Genomic DNA, 20,767 nt, shown 5'->3' on the forward strand with positions numbered 1-20,767 from the left:
GTTGTTTTGTTGAAACCCTGCTGTTAGAGTGACTCGCTGTCTTAAACAGTCTTTGCATGCTGGTGAGAGCTTGCGGGATATTTATCGTAGTCTTGGGCCAAATAGCATCATCTTTTAGCAAAATCGCCGTAAACCCTCGACAAGGCGGGGAGTGTCACAAAGAATATTTGCAGAAGCGAGTCTTGAAAGAGCTTTTATAAATATTTATTCTATTATTTTAAATAAATATTCTATTTTTAAGGCGTTGTATCCATGATCAAGGTAGGCATTGTTGGTGGTACCGGCTATACCGGAGCAGAGTTGCTGCGTCTTTTGGCGATTCATCCCGACGTTGAAGTAACGGTGATTACTTCAAGAAAAGAGGCAGGCAAGCCCGTCAGTGAGCTATATCCAGGGCTTAGAGGCAAGATGGATATTGTCTATTCACAGCCAGACGATGATGTCTTGGCCACCTGTGATCTTGTGTTCTTCGCAACGCCCAACGGAATTGCCATGAATTCCGTGCCCAAACTGTTGGACAAAGGTGTGAAAGTCGTGGATCTGGCTGCTGATTTTCGTCTGGCCAGTGCTACTGACTGGAAGCAATGGTATGGTATTGATCATGCCTGTCCCGAACTGCTGGCAGAAGCGGTCTATGGTTTGCCAGAAATGAATCGGGAGTCCATTAAAACTGCGCAGTTGGTGGCTAATCCGGGCTGTTATCCGACAGCTGCACAGCTGGGTCTGTTGCCATTGATGGAAAATGCTCTGGTAGAAGGCAGTGTTATTATAGATGCCAAGTCAGGAGTCAGCGGCGCTGGTCGTGAAGCCAAAGTGGCCAGTTTGTTGTGCGAAGTTTCGGAGTCATTCAAGGCGTACGGTGTGCCAGGCCACAGACACCTGCCAGAAATCAGACAGGGAATAGGCAGAATGGGAGGGCAGGGTTACAGGGGCGAGCTGGTTTTTGTGCCCCACCTTGTCCCCATGATCAGGGGGATTCATGCAACGTCCTATGTTTCGGTAAAAGATCACTCCATTGATCTTCAGGCGTTGTATGAAAACAAGTTCAGTCATGAACCTTTTGTTGATGTTTTGCCTGCAGGCAGTCATCCGGAAACCCGTTCAGTCAAATCCTGTAATCAGTGCCGCATTTCCGTTCATCGTCCTCTGGACGGCGATACCGTAGTTATTCTGTCGGTCATAGATAATCTGGTGAAGGGGGCGGCAGGTCAGGCCATTCAGAACATGAATATCATGTGCGAACTGAATGAAACAGCAGGCCTTGATGCGCCTGCTTTGATGCCTTGATATTTTTTTGTGAGCCTGTTCGGGTTGTCGATGCTCCATCCTTGCCTGGCAGGTTGCATAGACTGAGCGTTATTTTTGGTCAAAGGACACTTCCGCTTGAGGGGTAGACATCAAAAGAGCAAGTATACTGGGTAATGGCTTCTTCAAGTCTTTCATGCGTCGGCACTGCTCGGTTCGCAAATCATTACGACTTTTGTAATTTCGCTTAGAATAATTGTGCTATATTCTGCGACCTTTAATGATCTACCGACTGATCTGGCATATCCATGGAAAAACTGTTTGAAAAGCTGCTCTATTCTGTCCGTTGGCTTCTTGCGCCAATTTACATCGGCTTGAGTCTTGTCCTGATCGCTTTATTGATTGAGTTTTTTCAGAGTGTTACTAACCTGCTGCTCGACGTTTCTAATATGAATGAGACGCAGGTAATACTCAAGGTGCTTACGCTAGTTGATTTAGCTCTGGTTGGGGGCCTGATCGTTATGGTTATGTATGCCGGTTATGAAAATTTTGTTTCTAAAATAGACCTGGATGAGAGTTCTGAGAAGCTCAGCTGGTTAGGTAAAATGGATACCAGCTCACTTAAGGCCAAGGTTGCTGCCTCCATTGTAGCCATCTCCTCAATCCACTTGCTCAAAATGTTTATGAATACGGTTAATATCCCAAATGACAAGTTGATGTGGGCGGCGCTGATACATCTGACCTTTGTTGCCTCAGCGTTCTTTATGGGCCTGCTCGATCTCCTGCTTTACAGAAAAGAGAAAGAAATTAATACCTCGCTTTAACGCTCTCTTACTCAGAGGTTAATCGTGTTCTCAGGCTGACTCATTCCGGTGAGCCAGCTATGACTGATATTCTTTCTATTCTTGTATTCTTAACCTGTCCAATGCCTGAAGTATGGACTGATGGAGCGTGCACCAGAAGACCTTGCTGTGATACTGGTGGCTCAGGACAGCGTTCTGGATTTGCAGATTATTCCCGGACCTTGGTGTTATGACAGTTGTTCCAGCAGATCCGGTCTTATTCTGGCCATTTTATAGGTGCTGCTGTACTGGCCTCTGCGGAAGCAGTCAAAGCGCGACGTCCCTTCAATTTCAAACCCGTACTTTTTATACAGGGCGATTGCCTGTTTGTTTTCTGTGAAAACACCCAGTTCAATGCGAACAATATTCAGCCAGTGATCACAAAGCTGTATCATCTCGTCAACCAGTTCTGATCCTATTCCCTGTCCCTGAAAATCAGGATGTACGCTGATGCCAAAAGTAGCGACGTGTTTTTTACGTGGCTTGCTGGACATAAGAATGCCGAGATGACCTGCAACCTTGCCATTTACCTCTGCAATCAGTTGAACGGATTCATTGCTTCGGGATTGGAACAGCTGTTTCCAGTGGTCGGAGTGGTTATAGGGGATCTGGGAGGTGTTTTCTGCCAAATCCTCATATTCAAACATTTCTGCAATGTGGGGTAAGTCTCTGTCTTCCTGATGTCGTATTTTTATTTTCATGATCACTACTTCTCTGCTATAACTTCAAAACTGCAGTATTCTCTACCCAAATGTTCGATGCAAGTTATATGGCTGGGTGCTTTTCTCGAGGTGGCTGGTGTGAGCCTGGGTGTGGGAATAAGTAGCAAAGTTCAACAAAACTGTCTGTCTGGGAATTTTGGTATCTGTTTTACAAGGCTGCATGCCCTCTGATAGCGGTCTTCCAGTCGCAGGTTTTGGTGCGGAATAAGGAATCAAGGTAACGGTTATGAGAAATAATCATGCAGGTTGTCTCTATATCAATGTTGCCGGGGTTGTATCTGCTGATTTTCACGATATCTTTAATCGTGTTGTACTCATTGCTTCTGTAGCTATTTGAGATACAATTAGCTTAGCTTTAAGTTATGCCTTATATTTATGTCTTGCGTTTCGAAGTTCCATAGTTGTAGATCTTCCTGATAAATCATAAGTAGTAGCGACGCTTTCAGCTAAGCGGTCATGTTGTGTGACCACCCTATTTTTGTTCAATTTCAGGAATTGATTATGTCTGCTTCTACCGGAACAGTTAAATGGTTCAACGAGTCCAAAGGTTACGGCTTTATCAGCCAGGACTCTGGTCCGGACGTATTTGCTCACTTCAGAGCTATCGTCGGTACCGGTTTCAAAACTCTGGTCGAAGGCCAGCGTGTTAAGTTCGAGGTGACTCAGGGCGCCAAAGGCCCTCAGGCTGAGAACATTGAAGTAATCGACTGATTACTCTTCACGACCCTTCGGGCAGTGAACAAAAAAGGCAGCGCTTTGCGCTGCCTTCTTTCGTCTAGACGAACTCTTTGATGATTCTGGCTACCAGCATGATCAAAATCAGTATGATGGCTATTTTTGACAGTTTTGACTGTTTCTCCCGACTCATGGGTTTGCCGAACCGCTGTGTTGCCATGACCACTACGGCTAGCGCAATAAAGAGTAGAAACAGTATCTTCAATAATTCCATGGTTATCATTCACTGATGGGTATCGAGCTCGTCTGCCCGCCTGAGAGTCTGGTAACCTGCCCAGACTCTGGTCATGGTTGTCAGGATACAGATTACAGCAAAAAATGCAGCCAGAATCGGGAAATACTGGGGAAACAGGCAGAAGACCACAAAAATGGCAATGGTCTCTGTACCTTCTGCCAGACCATTCAGGTAATAGAAGGATTTGTTGCTAAAGTCAGGGTCTGAGAGACCTCTCTTCTGAGCCATAATCGCATAGCCCAGAAAGCTGGAGCCCGTTCCGACGAAAGTAAAGATCAGCAGGCTGGCCATCAGGGCATTTTTTTCAGGATCGGCAAAGGCAAAGCCAAGCACGATGGCCGAATAAAAGATGAAGTCCAGGGTTATATCCAGATAGCCACCGGCATCTGAGGTTTGTGTTATTCTTGCCAGAGCACCGTCGAGCCCATCCATCAGACGATTGCAAAGAATGGCAACCAGAGCAGGCAAATAGAGTTCAAATGCCAGCAATGGCAGGGCTGTTAATCCGACCAGGAAACCAGTCAGAGTAATCTGGTCAGCCCGGACACCTGCTTTTTTCAGTGGGCGGGCAAGAAGATTCAGAGGCGATCTGATCCAGAGAGAAGTCCAGCGGTCAAGCATCAGGGTTTCAGGCAGTCTTTAGTCACAGCCGGTTATCATACCCTGATCGTGCCATAGGAGTCGAAACGTTACTGTTTTAAGCAGCCGGGAAAGTGGCTTTTGCATAGTCCAGCGGATTCTATTTGTAAGTATCTGATTAGGTGCTTATATAAGTACCTAACCAGTTAGTTTCGCATATTCTGGACGGCGGCTTTTTCCATCCTTCTGCGTTCCAACTCTGGTTGCGTAGCTATGGCTACGCGCCCGTCGTTGCGCCTTGAAGGATGAAAAAATCCACTCGCCAGAATATGCGAAACCAACTGGCCAGGTACTTAACATTAGGTTGTCGGGAGCTTGCCGGGATTGTCCCTGAAAGCATAAATTTTGCCCGGAAAGTTCATTATGCCGCTTTTTTATCAGGATAAATGAGATGCCAGATTCTCTTTCTATCAAGCCGCCGGGTAGTATGAAGGTGGTGCGTGATGATCCCGCCAGAGAGCGCAAAATCAGGCTTTTTCTGGTATTGGCCTTTGTTCTGGCTACGGGACTTTCTTATTATCTTGGGGGACGGATTTCCGATACCGAGGCAGCCAGACTGAGGCAGGAAAGCTTAGATCTAAGGAATCAGTTGCAAGACTTGTTGGGGGTAGAGGAGTCTCTCAGGCAGAAATTGGTTATTCTGGAAAGAACCAGTAAGGTGGACCGCGAGGCGGCAAACAGCATTCGTAGTGTTATACGGGATCTGGAAGATGAAAAAGCTCTGCTGAGCAAGGATCTAGCATTTTACAAGAGTATTCTTGCTCCGGAAGACAGTGCTGAAGGCATCAGGCTCTATGCATTTGATCTGCTGCAGGGTGAGGAGAAAAATCAGTATCGCTTCAGAATGGTGGTCTCTCAGGTGGCCAGAGACAACCCGTTTCTCAAAGGAACTCTGAATGTCTTTGTCAAAGGGGTGAAAGATGGTAAGAAAGAGTCTCTGTCCCTGATGGAACTGGCCGGAATGGAAAAGTCCCAGGCACTTGGGTTCCGTTATTTTCAGTCTTTCCCTGAAAACCGTGACTATATCAATCTGACGCTTCCCGACGGGTTCAAGCCCGAGAAAGTGATGGTCAGCATTAAAGTCAAAAGTGGTGCAGTGCGAAGCCTGACCAATATTCTGGACTGGCAGGAAGAGCTGGAAGGCGATGTGAAAAACGGACTGACCGAAAGTGGTTAAGTCGCCTGAGTAGTTGACTGCTTTACTGGGTTACTTGGATAATGGACGCAGCATATTAATACAGTTATACGTGCAGAGACCGTAAGAGCAGGACTCTGAGAGTATACAGAGATAGGGTTTGCCTGTGGCGATCAGGTAGCACGGGAGGATAAATGAGCGCAGTAGTTGAAACGGTAATGCCGGACCCGATCGAACTGACGGATAATGCCGCTGAGAAAGTCAATCGGCTCATGGAAGATGAAGATAACAAGTGCCTGAGGCTTCGTGTCTATGTCACTGGTGGTGGATGTTCGGGCTTTCAGTATGGTTTCAAGTTTGATGATCAACTGGCAGACGACGATACCCTGGTCAGAAAGCAGGGAGCTGAAATGGTCGTGGATTCACTGAGCTACCAGTATCTGGTCGGTGCTGAGGTCGATTACGAAGAGGGACTGGAAGGCTCCCGATTCCTGGTGAAAAATCCTAATGCAACCGCCACGTGTGGCTGCGGTTCTTCTTTTTCTATCTGAATACTCTTTTTGCCGGGCGCCAGCGCCCGGATATTCCTGTTAAGTAGCTGCTCATGCCCTCATCCTTTCAGCCCTGCCATTTGTTTGGCCAGCAGGGCAATGCTGTCAGACAAGTACTCTCTGAAGCGTCAGTAGTCCGTAACTTGAAAGTCGTCGTAACGCGTTGAATTCAGAGGCTATTATACTGATAGGTATATTAATGCATATATGGATGGTGTGTGATGGCAGATCTCTCAGGTCCTCAGGGAAGCGATGGGCCCTTATATTCGTCTTCACCTGTTAAGAATAACTGGAAAACTACCGTCAAAGCACTGCTGGGAGGCATACTGAGAAAAATCAGAAAAGCTGGCCCCTATGGGCTTCCTTCCTTGAAGACTGAGCAAGCGAAAAGTAAGCAACCAGATCCTAAGCCTCCTACAGACCTGAAGTCGAGAGTGGCAGCGAAAGCTGAAAGCAAGATTTTCATTCAGGTACTCCCTCTGCAGGGTCAATCCATTTCGGCCCCCATTCCAACGCCTGGATCTCCAGAGAGCCCCTCTTCAGTGAACGGCCAACAGGAGCGGAGTGGGAATGAAGTTGAATCGAATCGACGCAGCAATAAGAAGGCGCCAACAGTGGCACCCAGAAGAAGTAAATCATTACCGAGGCAGCCTCCTCAGGTTAAAGAGCCGACCGATGAGCTTGTTCAGAGCAAGCAACAAGAGCAACCAGATGTGAAAGAAAGGCCAGTACCTACCCCTCGGACGAGAAGAAAAAACAGCGGGGACTTGAGCGGCTCTCTGAGTAGAGCTCCGCAGCCAAAACCACGTAACCAGGGCAAAGAGGCACTTGCCGGAAATGAAAAGCCTGGACAGGCTAATATCTATGATGTACCCGGTAGACTAAAAAAAGAACCAGAATACGATGTCCCTGCTAACCGGAAGAGAAGCACTGAATATGATGTACCCGGTAATCTGAAAACAAAACAGGAATATAATGTGCCTGCTAATCGCAAGCGAAGCCCTGAATATGATGTACCTGCAAATCTGAAAGCAAAACCAGAATATGATGTGCCTGTTAATCGGATGAAAAGTACAGACTATGATATACCCAGAGACCTGAAAGTATCTTCAGATTACGATGTCCCCAAAAGTTTGAACTTCAAATCATCACCCCAGCATGCAAGTGATCCGGAAAGAGTCCGTTCGGATTCCATAGACCCATCTACTGGCGAAAATATATACCAATCGATTAATGATGAAGAGTTTGAGCTGGAGATGCTTGAATTAGAGCTGGAGTTGGAAGATGTCTCTCAGAATCTCGGTGATGCTTACGACTTTCAACCACTGTTCAATGATTCTGTTTGGCTTGATGAGCAAATGTTTTCTCTGATTAAAACCTTTAAGAGTCAGAGACCCCCGAAGTCAAATCTACTCAAGTGGGCTGCTCACATGAAACAGGAACGATCACTGATGCAACTGTATAGCAATGGTTTTGATAAGTTTAGAAAGTCTATTCGGTCTTTAATGAGTAAAGGGTTAACCTCTATTCAGGACAGGGACAAGTTGAGAAGTAGTGTCGATAAAATTAACAAAATTCTTACTCCGGCATTAATCGCCGAATACGGTGCTGAAGAAGCCAGAAAACGACTCTTGAAAGCTCCGGAAGGTTAATAGAAATCACGATTTTTCTTCAGCCTTAGTCTGGTCGAACAATTTTATCCATTGTCAGCGGTATTTATCAAGCCGGGAATATAGCCCCAAGGACCCGTTCGCCAGCAGCTCCTGTCACGGCAGGAAGGTTGCCAGGCTTTCCTGACAGTGTCTGTCTGGCCAGCCAGGCAAAGGCTACTGCTTCTACCCATTCAGGTGCTATGCCCAGAGAGGTTGTGGTTGCAACGGACAAAGGGTCAAGCTCATCTTCAATCAGTTTCATCAATTGCTTATTGTTGGCACCCCCACCACAAACCAGAAGTTCTTTGGCTGAGGGAGCGTATTGGCAGATATCCAGGGCAATGGTTTTTGCTGTCAGTAAAGTGAGTGTGGCCGCCACGTTTTGAGGTTGCAGGCCAGAAAAATTTCTCAGGTGAGACTCCAGCCAGCCCGGGTTGAAGCGTTCCCTGCCAGTGCTCTTGGGCGGCACTTCAGAAAAGTAGCTGTCATTCAGCATCGCATTCAGCAGTTGGTCATCCACGCTTCCTGATGAGGCCCATTGGCCATTGGCATCAAATTTCTGGTTGAGGTGCTGTTGGCACCAATAATCGATCAGAACGTTACCCGGACCGGTGTCAAAGCCTATGACAGCTTTCTTATGGTCTGCAGGTAACAAGCTGATATTGGACATACCGCCAATATTCAATATGACTCTGTCCAATACAGGGTTGCTGAAAACAGCGTGATGGAAGGCAGGAACAAGGGGAGCTCCCTGTCCACCTGCCGCAACATCTCGACGTCTGAAGTCGGCGACAACAGTAATCCCTGATAGTTCAGCAATCAGACCAGGGTCACCAATCTGCAGAGTGAAACCTTTTTCCGGGCGGTGGCGGATCGTTTGTCCATGGCTGCCAATGGCAGAAATCTGGTTTGAATCAACATTGGCCTGTTCCAGGAGTCGCCTGACGGCATCAGCCGATTCCCGGGCAAAAGCGGGCTCAGCCAGCGCCATTCGTTCAATTTCATCAGGACCAGGTAGTGTCAGGGCAAGAAGCTGTTCTCTGAGATTTTCAGGGAGCGGATGGGATAATGCCTGCAGCTGTCGACAGTTTCCTGATGGTGAGTGCCTGGATATCGAGTCCTCAAATTCAACCAGAACTGCGTCAATGGCATCAAGGCTGGTGCCTGACATCAGGCCGATAAAGTATTCAGGCATATCTCTGATAATCCATCATGCCCTCCCTGGAGGCTATCGTTGTTATTTCGACTCTTTCTCGTTTCTGGCCAGCATAGTTGTACCGTGCTTTTCCAGCTGGGCCATGGTTTTATTGGCAAAAGCCATAAAACGTGCCTTCTCGGCTTTGGGGATCGGTGAGGCATTAGGCAGCTTGACGGTAACGGGGTTTCTGTGAACACCATTGACCCGGAACTCGTAATGAAGGTGCGGGCCTGTAGCCCAGCCAGTCTGGCCCACATAGCCAATGGTCTGTCCCTGTTTAACCTGGCTACCTTTCTTGAATCTTTTATTTACACGACTCTGGTGGGCATAAACGGTAACAATATTATGAGGGTGCTGGATAAAGACAACATTGCCAAAACCATTCTTCCAGCCAATAAATTGAATCTTACCATCACCCGCTGCCTTGATGGGAGTGCCAGTGGGCGCTGCATAGTCTGTCCCGTTGTGAGGGCGCTTGGTTTTGAAAATTGGATGAAGGCGGTTAGGATTAAAGCTTGAACTGATCCGGGTGAAGTTCACAGGCGTTCGCAGGAATGCCTTTTTCATACTTTTGCCATCCGGAGAGTAGTAATTGCTGTCACCATGACTGCTGGTGTAACGAATGGCGGTAAAGGCTTCACCCTGGTTAATAAATGTTGCTGCGAGTATATTGCCATCACCCAGCTTCTCGTTATCCAAATATTTTTCTTCGTACATCACGTTGAAACTGTCACCGCTGCGAATATCCAGCGCGAAATCAATGTCCCAACCAAATATGCCCGCCAGCTCCATGGTCATCTTCTCGCTCAGACCAGCATTCTGGCTCGCCAGGAAAAGAGAGTTTTTGATTGAGGCTTGAGCAAAGGCAATACGCACTTCAGGCTCGAGGATTATCTTCTTACCGACGTAGCCATTCCCCTGTCTTTCATAGAGGATGCTTTCAAGTTTATTCTGGACATAGCGCAGCCGGGTCAGAACTCCTTTGCTGTTGACCCGGTATTCAAACGCCTGTCCGGGGAGGATATCGGTCAGGTTTTTGCCCAGTTTCGGAGTTCTGGAGACTTCATAGACAGTTTTGGCACTCAAACCCATATCATCAAACAAAGTTGAGAGATTATCGCCGGACTCGATAGTGATACTTCTTCGGGGGCCTAGAGCAGCTTCTTCCTTGGCCAGTCGCTCGGCTTTTTCTCTGGCCTCACGTTGCTCTCCCGTCTCTTCAGGAACCGTTTCTTCAGGCGCAGCTTTCTCCTCAAGAGCCAATTCCTTTAGTTTTTCTTTGGGGGATGAAGATTGAAATTCGTCAATAAGCAGTTCGGTTTCTGAGCGTTTGGCCTCAACTTGTGGAGACGGCAGCAAGCCAATAACAGTCATCACCGTAGCTGCGACACCGGTTACCAGTAACAGGTGTCTTTTAGGAAAACTCTTGATGCCGCCGGGTTGCTTGCGCGTGGCACCTCTGGGGGGAAGTTTGGTCATTGCACGTATTTACTGTTGAATTACTGTTTCAGGTGCCTGCCACTTTTATGGTTCGGATCAGACAGTATTTCAAATAGCTCGTAGCTGTTTGGTTAAAGTTTTGTGAAGAATATATATGAATTATATATCTAAACGCTACATAATGAATTGATATATAGCTATAAACGAATTGTAAATGTTTTGTTGGCGGGCGTCAGGAAACCGACTCTGGCCCAAAACTCTATATATTATTAGTTGAAAGCTACCGATCTGCCCTGTTCTGTTTGTGGTTTTTTCTAAAGTAAGGTAACTAAACCGCTCTCTAAGTTAATTAATGTAATTAAACCGATTTTTCCGGCTTTGTTCTTAAGTCGTTTTATTGTACTTTTACCCGCTAAATTGAGTCTACAGCTGCCTCGGCAGTGTTTAATTCATGAGGCTGAGCCGTGATGGTTTCGCTCAGTCTCGTTGACTTCATAGCAGGATAGGTAAATGTCTGAGAGTCAAAATCCGCTTCTGAAAGATCTGCAGGCCCGCCAGCTTATCGCGCAGACCACTGCCGTGGAAGAGCTGGACGCTCATCTGAGTGAACAGCCAAGGGTTCTTTATTGCGGCTTCGATCCGACTGCAGACAGTCTGCATCTGGGACATCTGGTTCCTTTGCTGGTCCTGAAACGTTTCCAGATGGCAGGGCACAGGCCTATTGCGTTGGTGGGTGGTGCAACGGGTCTGATAGGAGATCCCAGTTTCAAAGCGGCCGAGCGACAGCTGAATACACCTGATGTTGTGGCAGGCTGGGTTGACAAGATCAAGAAACAGGTCAGCCAGTTTATCGACTTTGACTGCGGTGAGAATGCCGCTTTAGTGGTCAACAATCTGGAGTGGACTGGTGAGATGACTGCTCTGGATTTTTTGCGAGACGTAGGTAAACATTTCTCCGTCAATGCCATGATCAACAAAGAATCCGTTCAGCAGCGACTGAATCGTGAAGGTTCCGGTATCTCTTTCACCGAGTTCTCCTACGCCCTCCTTCAGGGAATGGACTTCGCTGAGCTGAATCGTCGTTATGACTGCACTCTTCAGGTGGGTGGCAGTGACCAGTGGGGTAACATTGTGGGTGGCATTGATCTGTCTCGTCGTCAGAATCAAGCCAGAACCTTTGGCCTGACTGTGCCCCTGATCACCAAGTCCGATGGTACCAAGTTTGGTAAAACCGAGGGCGGTGCGGTCTGGCTGGATCCTTCCAGGACTTCCCAGTACGCTTTCTATCAGTTCTGGATGAATACTGCGGACGCTGACGTTTACCGTTTTATGAGCTTTTTTACCTTCCTGTCACAGGAAGAGATTGAAGCGATCAAGCAAGAAGACGAAGTGCGTGAAGGTCGTCCGCAGGCCCAGCAGGTTCTTGCCAGAGAGGTCACTCTTCTGGTGCATGGTGAAGAGGGTCTGCAAGCTGCAGAACGTATTACGGAAGCTCTGTTCTCGGGAGAGATCAGCAATTTATCTGAAACGGATCTTGAACAGTTGAAGCTGGATGGGCTGCCCAGTGCAACCATCAAACGTGATCAATTGGAAGGTAATCCCATGACCCAGCTGTTTGCAGAGGTTGGCATGGTGAAAAGCGGTAAGCAGGTAAAGGATGCGCTGGGTCGTAATGCGGTATTCTTCAATGGAGCAGCTCGCGGTGCTGCCGACAACATGAACCTGCCTGGGTGCTTTGCTGAAGAAAATGCCATGTATGGACGGTTCTTCCTGGTGAAACTGGGTAAGAAAAATCACTTCCTTTTTGAAGTGACCTAAAGGCTTGTGGCTGGCTCCCAACTCTTTGAAGACATCTCCAAGGCTCTGTTAAGTTCAGAGCCTCTGTAAAGCTTTTCATGAGGGAATCTTTGTGGAATGGCCTGCAAGACGTTTCTGGGTCATCGTTGGCACGGTACAATGGCAATTTCCGATACTGTCTTCATATAGTCAGGGCGGGTAACCTAAGCCATATTGTGTTCTGACCTGGAGCAGCTTTTGCTTTATGCTTCAGTGTCACTCACTCAGGAATTCTTCATGCATCCTCAAGCCGGTAAAATCGCCACAGATGATATGCTGACCAACATTCCCCGTCTGGTCAGCGAGTATTACACTATTCAGCCCGATCCATTGAACCCCACGCAGCGAGTCCAGTTTGGTACTTCAGGACACAGGGGGACTTCTTTCAAGGCCTCTTTTAACGAAACTCATATCCTTGCTATCACACAGGCGATCTGCGAATACCGTCGCGAGCATAATATTACCGGACCCATGTTTGTTGGCATGGATACCCATGCCCTGTCAGAACCTGCATTGATCAGCGCCATTCAGGTGCTGGCAGCCAACGGTATAAAGGCTCGAATCCAGGAAGGCAGAGGTTATACACCAACTCCGGTCATTTCTCATGCCATCGTCTCCTACAACCGGGATCATCAGGACAGGGCGGACGGTGTTGTCATCACGCCTTCCCATAACCCTCCTGAAGACGGTGGTTTCAAATACAATCCTCCCCATGGAGGTCCGGCCGGTTCTGAAGTCACCAACTGGGTTCAGGATCGAGCCAATCAACTCATTGCTCAGGGGTTGGAAGGTGTTAAACAGATGTCGCTTAATAAGGCGATGGAATCCGGCTTTATTACTGAATACGACTATGTCACACCTTATGTTGATGATCTGGAAAATGTCATTGATATGGAGGCTATTCGCAGGGCGGGTGTAAAAATAGGTGTTGATCCACTGGGTGGCTCCGGCCTTCACTATTGGGAGCCTATTGCCAGGCGTTACGGGCTTGATATTGAGCTGGTCAGCAAGAAAGTTGATCCTACTTTCTCCTTTATGCATGTTGATAAAGACGGCAAGATTCGTATGGATTGTTCTTCAGCCTATTCCATGGCAGGGCTGATTGAATTGAGGGATCGCTTTGATATTGCTGTTGGTAACGATCCAGACTTTGATCGCCATGGTATTGTGACTCGTGAACATGGTCTGCTGAACCCCAATCATTATTTGGCGGTGGCGATCAATTACCTGTACAACCACCGTGAGCAATGGTCGGGCAATGCTAAAATTGGCAAGACTCTGGTGTCCAGCGCCATGATTGATCATGTAGCAAAAGGTTTAGGCAGAGAAGTGGCGGAAGTGCCTGTCGGATTCAAGTGGTTTGTCGATGGTCTGGCTTCTGGCGAGCTGGCCTTTGGAGGCGAAGAAAGTGCCGGTGCTGCTTTCCTGCGGCGTGATGGGCTCACCTGGTGCACAGACAAGGATGGTTTTATCCTGGCTCTTCTTGCTGCTGAGATTATTGCCGTTACAGGTAAAGACCCGGGTGAACATTACCAGGAGCTGACAGACCGCTATGGCTCTCCGGTTTATGAACGACTGCAGGCTCCTGCTTCCGATGAGCAGAAGAAAGTACTCTCAGCCATGAGCCCGGATAGGGTTAAAGCTGATACTTTGGCGGGTGATCCCATTACTGCCAAAATAACCCATGCTCCTGCAAACGGCGCCGCCATCGGTGGTCTTAAGGTCGTTACTGAAAAAGGCTGGTTTGCTGCCAGACCTTCTGGCACTGAAGCAGTTTATAAGATCTATACCGAAAGTTTTGTCGGTCCTGACCACCTTAAGCAAATTCAGGAAGAAGCCAAAGCTATGGTTTCGGAAGTTTTTATTACCGGCTAGGCGTTTTTCGACAGTCTCTCAGACTCCCTTCCCGTGGGCTTCTGCGGGAGGGAGATCTCGGAAATCTGGAATCTAATAATCATGTTCATTAATAAATTCCTGATATCAGGAGAGTTGCAAGGACTTTTTTATGGCTAAATGCCAGAGAAGTAAAATGAACTTGAAGCGATGGCAGGCTAGCTAGTAAGCTTTTACGGCAAAGAATTCAGCAGCAATAAGCTGAAAAAGACTGATAATAAAAGTGACTTATATGACAGAGTTCGACTACATCATTGTGGGAGGTGGCTCTGCAGGCTGTGTTCTGGCTAACCGCCTGTCTGAGAATCCTGACCATCAGGTCTGCCTGGTAGAAGCAGGAGGCAGCGACAAGTCTCCCTTGATTTATATACCTGCCGGAGCCGCAATTACTGTGCCCCATGGCTTTCACAACTGGCAGCTGAATGCCGAGGCTCAGTCCACCATGAATAACCGGGATATATACTGTCCCCGGGGGAAAACCCTTGGAGGGAGCAGTTCCATCAATGCCATGCTGTATATCAGAGGGCAAAAAGAAGATTACGATCAATGGGCTGCTCTGGGGAATGAAGGTTGGTCTTTCAATGATGTCTTGCCTTATTTTCTAAAATCCCAGAATCAGGAAAGAGGTGCTTCTGAACTTCATGGCATCGGTGGCCCGCTGAATGTTGCAGACCCCAGAAGTCAACACTGCTTGAGTGAAGCTTTTATTAAAGGTGCGATAGAAGTCGGAGAAAAAAACAATCCGGACTTTAATGGTGCCGATCAGGAAGGTGTAGGCTGGTATCAGGTGACACAGAAAGAGGGTCAAAGATGCAGTTCAGCGGCTGCTTATCTGCACCCTGTCATGGATAGACCCAATTTGACGGTTATGACCAAAAGTCATACTGCCAGGGTTATCCTTGAAGGCAAAAAGGCTATTGGGATTGAAATTGTTCGAGGCGTTACCAGAAGGAAACTCTTTGCTCGAAAAGAAGTCATTCTTTCAGCTGGAGCTTATGGTTCTCCGCAGATTATGCTGCTTTCAGGCATCGGAGCCGTAGATAAACTGGCTCCCCACAATATTGACTGCTTGCATGAACTGCCAGGTGTTGGTGAAAACCTTCAGGAGCATCCTGATGTTCTGGTTGTCGCCAATGACAAGACTGCATCATCAATGGCTTTTGCCAGGCCGATGGGAATGGGCAGGGTTATCAGGGATGCAGTGAAATACATCTATAAAAGAGAAGGTTTCCTGACCAGTAGCCTTGCAGAGTCGGGCGGATTTATAAAATCCTCTCCGGAAGTTGAAAGGCCTGATCTGCAATTGCATTTTATTCCAGCGGCTATGGAAGATCATGGTCGTAAACTTTCAAGATATCTGCAGTACGGGTTTTCGGTTCATGTATGTATCCTTAGGCCTGATAGCCGAGGTCGTGTATCCCTTAACAGTGCATCCCCCACGGATAATCCCGTGATTGAACTGAATCTTCTGGAAAAACAGGCCGACATGGACTGTCTGGTGAGAGGGATCAAAAGAGTGAGACAGATTATTCAGTCGTCTGAGTTGTCCCGCTACGCTGGAGAGGAGTATCTGCCAGGCTCGGATGTACAGGACGATGATGAGCTTGAGTCTTATATAAGAAATAATGCCAATCACATTTATCATCCGGTGGGTACTTGCAAAATGGGAGCTGATGACATGGCTGTAGTCGACACTCGTCTGAAAGTTCACGGGCTCGAAGGGTTGCGGGTGGTTGACGCCTCAATCATGCCAACTCTGATCAGCGGGAATACCAATGCGCCTGCAATGATGATCGCTGAAAAAGCAGCGGACATGATTCTTGACAAAAATCAGCCAAAAATTCATTTTGAAAAAGTGACGGAAACAGAAAAGACGCAGTCCAGGATTTCTGTTTATTCCTCTTGAGCGAGCCGTGTAGCGGGTAAAACACACAGCTCAAAACACACAGTATTTTTCTGCCTTGATCATCAGAGCACTCAGCGAGCATTTTCCCAAATACCGGGCATCTGCTACCTGATGAACAGGTGCATTTTATTACAAATCCCTGTCAGACTAATGTCACCCTTTCTCTTTGACGAGGCAAAGTTTCGGGTGACATCGTCTCTGGACTCTGGAGCCAGGCTGACACCAACTGTCAGGCTGGCAGGGATTCTTCCCGGGAAGTCTGTGTGCTCTGGTCTGCGCTTTCTCCACCACCAGGAACGACACGAGTGGCTATCAGCCCCTTGGGTCCCTGACCAATTTCAAATTGCACAAGCTGCCCGGCTTTCAGCGTCTTGAAGCCGTCCATTTCGATAACGGAGTAATGTATGAGTACGTCTTGATTTTCAGTGGCTTCCTGGGCCTGGATGAATCCATATCCCTTAGGATTGTTAAACCACTTTACTGTACCTTCCAGCATAGCTTCCATTTCCTTCTTGGTCGCTTCCATACAGCGCGATTCCTACATTATTAACATTGAAGGAACTGCCGGGAAACAGCAACCCTTGTTGTTTTATTTTTAGTCACATGTCTATTCTGCGTCGTCCATATCACAGAGCTCTTTTTTGGTGATGTCTCCTCGGCTAGGAGCCTGACCGAGAATAGACTGCCCTACTGCGGCGGCAGCAAATTGGTCTGAAAATCCGCTTTTGTTCGTTAAATAGCTCGCTATTCTCCTCACAAAACAGAATTTTCATCCTCAATTTTCTGCCGTCCTCGCTACGGGCGCTATTCTCGGTCAGGCTCCTAGAAAGCTTTCATGCCAAGAATACAGCCTACATTTCCATATAGAGCTAAACCTATTATAAGACCATATTGACGCGAGATAACAGCCCATTTTGATATTCAGGAATAGATAAGACAGTATTTTTGAGAATTAATTATGCTGCAGAGGATTTGTGAACTTTATATGGTTTTTTTTGGGTGGCCCCTGGACGACTGGTAACTCTCTCATCCAGGACCATTCAATCCAGGAACCGTCGTAGTTTTTTATCCTGCTGTATCCCAGTATCTCGGAAAGAACAAAAAGGGTATGAGCCGAACGGACTCCGGACTGACAGTAAACAACGATCTCTTTATCAGGTGTGATACCCGCTGACAGAAACAAATGTCTTAATCGTTCTTTGTCGAGGAATCCATTTTCATTGACAGTTTGCTTGTATTCAAACCAGATACTTCCGGGAATCCGGCCATGGCGATAGGCTCCTGACTTTATGGTTTTACCGGTGAATTCATCCAAACTTCTGACATCCACCAGTAGGGCGACGTTCTCTTTTTTTGCTTGAATCGACTTTACCTGTTCCATCTCAGCAAGCCATTGAGGATGAGGTGTCCCCGTGAACTGGTAATTGGATCGTTCAGGTGTTTGAGGCGATTTGAAATTCAGCTTTTTTTTGTGCTTTTCCCAGACCGACAGGCCTCCATCAAGGATAGAGACCTGATCATGACCATAGAGTTTCAGTAACCACCAGAGACGGGCTGCATTCATGCCTTGCTGATCATCGTAGAGAACAATCTCCGTTTTTGGAGTAGCACCCAGTCGGCTTAATAGTTCGGACAGTTTCTCTCTGCTGGCTCTCATTCCGGAGTAGGGATAATCATCTGCGTCAGCCTGAAAAGCCGGGCGCCAGATGTTGTGAGCACCGGGAATATGACCCAGCAGGAAGCGAAACTTGGGGCGTACATCCAGAAGCAGCAGGTTACTGGCCTGCCGGATCTTTTGCTCCAGGTCGTCAAGGCTGAGCACCGCATTTGCATGGACTGGCACTGACATCACAACAGACAACACTAAAATCAGAAGAGTCATAGGCTTCTTTCGGGCCGATAAAATTCTCGTGAGGTTTAGCTTCAATCGGAACCATTGAACTCCATGGAGCCTGAGGCGGGCAGGGGGAACTGCGCCATAAATCGTTGATCGATCCAGTTTTTCCAAAGCCATATTAAACGCCCTCTGGTACTGAACCAGCCTCTTGATGCAATGGCTCGACCATCTGCACAGCTTAGCAGAGAAAGAAATTGTTTCTGTGGACGGTAGGGTTCCAACGTTTTTTTCTCGAGGATGTTACAAATATTTTGAAACAGGGTCGGAGCCTGTCGAACCGCATAAACTCCCGACTTGGCCTGTCTAGAGTGAGTGAATTCTGCGACATCACCACAAGCGAAGACATTGTCATGGCTGACGGATTGCAGCATGGGATTAACGTGGATAAATCCCTCTGGACTGGTTGCAAGCGAGCTTTCAGAAGGCCAACGAGCGGGAGCTGCCGATGTAGCCAGTATCAGGGCATCATATGGCAGGCGGTCATTTTGATCACTGATCAGGGTTTTATCTTTGACTTCGGTTACCCGAAAATGAGTGTGTATTTTAATAGGCTTTCGTTCAATTTCCTCTTTGGCCATTTTTTGAACTTTCGGCGGATAGCCCTTCAGAATACCCTGAGCTGTGACAATATGTATTTTGAGGGAGTGAAGATGCTTGAAGCGTTGGTGAAGGGCCATTGCTACCTCAACACCTGCAGCCCCGGCACCCATAATGGCCAGAGTAAAACTTTCATTCTGCTTAATATGTTCGGGCAAAGGCTGTCCTAACCAGGATAAAAAAGGCCTGATAGGCTTTATAGTGATGCTGTCTTTTGTATCAATGACACGAGCTTGTGTAGAGCCTGTATTGATGGAGAGTATGTCGTACCCCAGTCGGTCACCATTCAAAAAAATCAATTCATTCGCTTTGGTATCTACCCCCGAGATAGTCGCTTTAAGGAATCTGCATTTTGATTCATGGGCCAGCAACTCAAGATCAATGTGGGACTGCTCAGCACTATATTGTCCTGAAATGACACCAGGAAGCATGCCTGAATAAGGGGTATAGCGACTGGCAGAAACCAGAATAAAATGAGCGGGAGGCGTTTGCTTCTTCTGAAGCCTTTTCAGGAACAGTGCATGGGCATGGCCTCCTCCGGCCAGAACAACTGTAGGCTTAATGGTATTAGTCATACTGCTCTCTCAATTGTTGGATTTACCACTTTATCTGCCGTCAGGAACGCTCTTACTATGATTTTACTTTTTTCTGCCGATGCTGTCCGGATGGATCTTTAAAAAAAAGGGTACTTCCAAACGTCCGGAAAACGTTTTGGAATGCTTCATAGTCTAAACTGTCATGACTTCGTGGCAGCGATAAATGAGCGGTTTGAGATGGATATCCTACTATCCGATGGAATAACAAAGCTGGTTCGCGATGCCAGTGATACTTGTGAAGAGTGAAGTAAAAGGAAAAGGATCAAGCAAAGAATAACGCAAAATACTTCTCTGAGCTCATGGCTGTTGATGATGGAGGTGTGTCTCTGGTGTCTGGAAAATTATCCCTTTTGCCACTGACCATGCTGGTAACAGGAAATATGATGGGTGCCGGTATTTTTCTGTTACCTTCATCTCTGGCCAGCTATGGTTCAATCACTCTTCTGGGGTGGATTGTTACGGTTATTGGCGCGGTAATGCTATCTCTGGTTTTTGTTCGATTGAGGTCAGATTGTAAACAGGGTTCCGGTCTCTATGCTTATATCAGGGGAGGACTGGGACGTTATATCGGGTCACAGGTTGTTTATGGATACTGGGCTGCCATATGGATTGGCAACATTGCGGTGGCTCTGAGTGGTGTGGCCTATCTCAGTTATTTCTTTCCTGTGCTCGATGGTCCCTGGGAAACCGCCCTGGCTGCCATTGCTGTCATCTGGATCCTCAGTGTGATCAATTTGACCGATATTCGTCTTTTAGGTCGTCTCCAGATCATTACGGCTTCCTGCATGCTGGTGCCTGTGATTATTGTCAGTACTCTGGGCTGGAGTCAGTTCGAAACGGTAAACATCATTAACTCCTTTAATGTGACCGGACAATCGTCCAGTCATATCTTGTCTGAATCCATCACGTTGACGCTCTGGTCTTTTATAGGTCTGGAATCAGCCTGTAACCTTGCATGTCACGCCAAAAATCCGAGGCGGGATGTCCCCTGTGCGACATTATTAGGCACTCTGCTGGCTGCTCTTTTCTATATTCTGAGCACCACGGCAATGATGGGTATTGTACCTAACGATATTCTGCAAAGCAGTGCTGCACCTTTCTCCGTAACAGCCAGCTATTTGCTGGGTGACCGGGTCGGTGAACTGGTCAGTGCCATGGCTGTTATTGCCTGTTTTGGCAGCCTTAATGGCTGGATTCTTATGCATTCCCAGATAGCCATAACGGCCTCTTCGGAAGGACTTTTACCTAAAGCATTCAGGGTGTTGAATCGTTATGGATCACCTTGGAAAGGCCTGTTAATCACCGCCATTCTGATGTCCATAATGCTTCTGTTAACGGTGGAGCCTACAGTTCAAAAGCATTTTGAGTCTATCGTACTGATTGCGGTTTACATTATGTTGCTGACTTATTTCTGTGCCTGTCTTTCCTGCTTCCAGATTCAGCGGAGAAAACCCGGAGGGATTACTTCAGGCTGGTTTATTATCATTCTTCTGGCGTCCGGTTACTGTCTTCTCGGTTTCAGTGGGGCTGGCTATATGGTTTTTTTATACGGTACGGTGTTGATTGTCTTTGGTGGTGCAGTTTACCGGTATCAGCATCGGGGTAACAAAAAACCGGATCCTCTGGAGGACCCGGCTAATGGATAAAG

18 protein-coding genes are annotated in these 20,767 nt (G+C 47.4%); 10 read left to right on the forward strand and 8 right to left on the reverse strand.

The genetic code is table 11. The features are described from left to right. Positions 1-252 precede the first annotated feature (252 nt). Together argC and ACOJUO_RS14060 are read left to right on the forward strand one after the other, a co-directional pair. The gene (gene argC / locus ACOJUO_RS14055) at positions 253-1,287 is read left to right on the forward strand and encodes an N-acetyl-gamma-glutamyl-phosphate reductase (RefSeq protein WP_422137287.1); all 1,035 of its coding nucleotides are present in this window, start codon (positions 253-255) and stop codon (positions 1,285-1,287) included. A gap of 266 nt (positions 1,288-1,553) precedes the next feature. Then, complete coding sequence (locus ACOJUO_RS14060) at positions 1,554-2,069, forward strand: TIGR00645 family protein (protein ID WP_422132633.1); 516 nt, start codon at positions 1,554-1,556, stop codon at positions 2,067-2,069. Positions 2,070-2,275: 206 nt separating this feature from the next. Here the strand turns inward: ACOJUO_RS14060 and ACOJUO_RS14065 are convergent, their stop codons facing one another. Continuing rightward, complete coding sequence (locus ACOJUO_RS14065) at positions 2,276-2,788, reverse strand: GNAT family N-acetyltransferase (protein WP_422132634.1); 513 nt, start codon at positions 2,786-2,788, stop codon at positions 2,276-2,278. 522 nt (positions 2,789-3,310) lie between these two features. Between ACOJUO_RS14065 and ACOJUO_RS14070 the strand changes: the two genes are divergently transcribed. Then, positions 3,311-3,520, forward strand: coding sequence for a cold-shock protein (locus ACOJUO_RS14070; protein WP_034832746.1), 210 nt, complete (start codon positions 3,311-3,313; stop codon positions 3,518-3,520). 64 nt (positions 3,521-3,584) lie between these two features. Here the strand turns inward: ACOJUO_RS14070 and ACOJUO_RS14075 are convergent, their stop codons facing one another. After that, the gene (locus ACOJUO_RS14075; RefSeq protein WP_422132635.1) at positions 3,585-3,758 is read right to left on the reverse strand and encodes a hypothetical protein; all 174 of its coding nucleotides are present in this window, start codon (positions 3,756-3,758) and stop codon (positions 3,585-3,587) included. A 9-nt stretch (positions 3,759-3,767) separates the two neighbouring features. After that, complete coding sequence (locus ACOJUO_RS14080) at positions 3,768-4,400, reverse strand: CDP-alcohol phosphatidyltransferase family protein (RefSeq protein ID WP_422137288.1); 633 nt, start codon at positions 4,398-4,400, stop codon at positions 3,768-3,770. Positions 4,401-4,809: 409 nt separating this feature from the next. Here ACOJUO_RS14080 and ACOJUO_RS14085 point away from each other — a divergent pair, with 409 nt between their 5' ends. From ACOJUO_RS14085 to ACOJUO_RS14095, 3 genes are all read left to right on the forward strand, one after another. Further along, positions 4,810-5,595 carry a DUF6776 family protein gene (locus tag ACOJUO_RS14085; RefSeq protein WP_422132637.1) on the forward strand — a complete coding sequence of 262 codons (786 nt, stop codon included), beginning with the start codon at positions 4,810-4,812 and terminating at the stop codon, positions 5,593-5,595. 152 nt (positions 5,596-5,747) lie between these two features. Beyond that, the gene (erpA, locus tag ACOJUO_RS14090) at positions 5,748-6,104 is read left to right on the forward strand and encodes an iron-sulfur cluster insertion protein ErpA (protein ID WP_422132638.1); all 357 of its coding nucleotides are present in this window, start codon (positions 5,748-5,750) and stop codon (positions 6,102-6,104) included. A 221-nt stretch (positions 6,105-6,325) separates the two neighbouring features. Then, positions 6,326-7,756 (forward strand): hypothetical protein, encoded by a 1,431-nt coding sequence (locus ACOJUO_RS14095; RefSeq protein WP_422137289.1) that lies wholly within the window; start codon positions 6,326-6,328, stop codon positions 7,754-7,756. Positions 7,757-7,823: 67 nt separating this feature from the next. Here ACOJUO_RS14095 and ACOJUO_RS14100 read toward each other — a convergent pair whose 3' ends face one another. Both ACOJUO_RS14100 and ACOJUO_RS14105 read right to left on the reverse strand, forming a co-directional pair. Further along, positions 7,824-8,951: an anhydro-N-acetylmuramic acid kinase gene (locus tag ACOJUO_RS14100; protein ID WP_422132640.1), complete on the reverse strand. Its 1,128-nt coding sequence runs from the start codon at positions 8,949-8,951 to the stop codon at positions 7,824-7,826. A gap of 42 nt (positions 8,952-8,993) precedes the next feature. Next, on the reverse strand, positions 8,994-10,433 hold the full coding sequence (locus ACOJUO_RS14105) for an OapA family protein (protein ID WP_422132641.1): 1,440 nt from the start codon (positions 10,431-10,433) through the stop codon (positions 8,994-8,996). Between the two features lie 471 nt (positions 10,434-10,904). Between ACOJUO_RS14105 and tyrS the strand changes: the two genes are divergently transcribed. The 3 genes from tyrS to ACOJUO_RS14120 all read left to right on the forward strand — a co-directional run bounded on the left by tyrS (position 10,905) and on the right by ACOJUO_RS14120 (position 16,029). Further along, complete coding sequence (gene tyrS / locus ACOJUO_RS14110) at positions 10,905-12,212, forward strand: tyrosine--tRNA ligase (protein WP_422137290.1); 1,308 nt, start codon at positions 10,905-10,907, stop codon at positions 12,210-12,212. A gap of 255 nt (positions 12,213-12,467) precedes the next feature. Continuing rightward, positions 12,468-14,105, forward strand: coding sequence for a phosphoglucomutase (alpha-D-glucose-1,6-bisphosphate-dependent) (gene pgm / locus ACOJUO_RS14115; RefSeq protein ID WP_422137291.1), 1,638 nt, complete (start codon positions 12,468-12,470; stop codon positions 14,103-14,105). 250 nt (positions 14,106-14,355) lie between these two features. Next, entirely contained in the window at positions 14,356-16,029 is a 1,674-nt protein-coding gene (locus ACOJUO_RS14120; protein WP_422137292.1) for a GMC family oxidoreductase, read from the forward strand. 229 nt (positions 16,030-16,258) lie between these two features. On the opposite strand, the gene ACOJUO_RS14125 is transcribed toward ACOJUO_RS14120, so the two are convergent. The 3 genes from ACOJUO_RS14125 to ACOJUO_RS14135 all read right to left on the reverse strand — a co-directional run bounded on the left by ACOJUO_RS14125 (position 16,259) and on the right by ACOJUO_RS14135 (position 19,098). After that, positions 16,259-16,555: a cold shock domain-containing protein gene (locus ACOJUO_RS14125; RefSeq protein ID WP_422132645.1), complete on the reverse strand. Its 297-nt coding sequence runs from the start codon at positions 16,553-16,555 to the stop codon at positions 16,259-16,261. Between the two features lie 426 nt (positions 16,556-16,981). Beyond that, positions 16,982-17,911 carry a sulfurtransferase gene (locus ACOJUO_RS14130; protein ID WP_422132646.1) on the reverse strand — a complete coding sequence of 310 codons (930 nt, stop codon included), beginning with the start codon at positions 17,909-17,911 and terminating at the stop codon, positions 16,982-16,984. A 41-nt stretch (positions 17,912-17,952) separates the two neighbouring features. Beyond that, positions 17,953-19,098: an FAD-dependent oxidoreductase gene (locus ACOJUO_RS14135; protein ID WP_422132647.1), complete on the reverse strand. Its 1,146-nt coding sequence runs from the start codon at positions 19,096-19,098 to the stop codon at positions 17,953-17,955. A 350-nt stretch (positions 19,099-19,448) separates the two neighbouring features. Here ACOJUO_RS14135 and ACOJUO_RS14140 point away from each other — a divergent pair, with 350 nt between their 5' ends. Continuing rightward, on the forward strand, positions 19,449-20,765 hold the full coding sequence (locus ACOJUO_RS14140) for an amino acid permease (RefSeq protein WP_422132648.1): 1,317 nt from the start codon (positions 19,449-19,451) through the stop codon (positions 20,763-20,765). The last annotated feature ends 2 nt before the right edge of the window (positions 20,766-20,767 follow it).

Origin of the sequence: Endozoicomonas sp. ALC020 (genome assembly GCF_049275935.1) — a bacterium.
Classification (GTDB): Bacteria; Pseudomonadota; Gammaproteobacteria; order Pseudomonadales; family Endozoicomonadaceae; genus Endozoicomonas_A.

Excerpts from the sequence above, each read along its gene's own strand:
- argC (WP_422137287.1), top strand. The coding sequence starts at position 253 with ATGATCAAGGTAGGCATTGTTGGTGGTACCGGCTATACCGGAGCAGAG.
- ACOJUO_RS14060 (WP_422132633.1), top strand. The coding sequence starts at position 1,554 with ATGGAAAAACTGTTTGAAAAGCTGCTCTATTCTGTCCGTTGGCTTCTT.
- ACOJUO_RS14065 (WP_422132634.1), bottom strand. The coding sequence starts at position 2,788 with ATGAAAATAAAAATACGACATCAGGAAGACAGAGACTTACCCCACATT.
- ACOJUO_RS14070 (WP_034832746.1), top strand. The coding sequence starts at position 3,311 with ATGTCTGCTTCTACCGGAACAGTTAAATGGTTCAACGAGTCCAAAGGT.
- ACOJUO_RS14075 (WP_422132635.1), bottom strand. The coding sequence starts at position 3,758 with ATGGAATTATTGAAGATACTGTTTCTACTCTTTATTGCGCTAGCCGTA.
- ACOJUO_RS14080 (WP_422137288.1), bottom strand. The coding sequence starts at position 4,400 with ATGCTTGACCGCTGGACTTCTCTCTGGATCAGATCGCCTCTGAATCTT.
- ACOJUO_RS14085 (WP_422132637.1), top strand. The coding sequence starts at position 4,810 with ATGCCAGATTCTCTTTCTATCAAGCCGCCGGGTAGTATGAAGGTGGTG.
- erpA (WP_422132638.1), top strand. The coding sequence starts at position 5,748 with ATGAGCGCAGTAGTTGAAACGGTAATGCCGGACCCGATCGAACTGACG.
- ACOJUO_RS14095 (WP_422137289.1), top strand. The coding sequence starts at position 6,326 with ATGGCAGATCTCTCAGGTCCTCAGGGAAGCGATGGGCCCTTATATTCG.
- ACOJUO_RS14100 (WP_422132640.1), bottom strand. The coding sequence starts at position 8,951 with ATGCCTGAATACTTTATCGGCCTGATGTCAGGCACCAGCCTTGATGCC.
- ACOJUO_RS14105 (WP_422132641.1), bottom strand. The coding sequence starts at position 10,433 with ATGACCAAACTTCCCCCCAGAGGTGCCACGCGCAAGCAACCCGGCGGC.
- tyrS (WP_422137290.1), top strand. The coding sequence starts at position 10,905 with ATGTCTGAGAGTCAAAATCCGCTTCTGAAAGATCTGCAGGCCCGCCAG.
- pgm (WP_422137291.1), top strand. The coding sequence starts at position 12,468 with ATGCATCCTCAAGCCGGTAAAATCGCCACAGATGATATGCTGACCAAC.
- ACOJUO_RS14120 (WP_422137292.1), top strand. The coding sequence starts at position 14,356 with ATGACAGAGTTCGACTACATCATTGTGGGAGGTGGCTCTGCAGGCTGT.
- ACOJUO_RS14125 (WP_422132645.1), bottom strand. The coding sequence starts at position 16,555 with ATGGAAGCGACCAAGAAGGAAATGGAAGCTATGCTGGAAGGTACAGTA.
- ACOJUO_RS14130 (WP_422132646.1), bottom strand. The coding sequence starts at position 17,911 with ATGACTCTTCTGATTTTAGTGTTGTCTGTTGTGATGTCAGTGCCAGTC.
- ACOJUO_RS14135 (WP_422132647.1), bottom strand. The coding sequence starts at position 19,098 with ATGACTAATACCATTAAGCCTACAGTTGTTCTGGCCGGAGGAGGCCAT.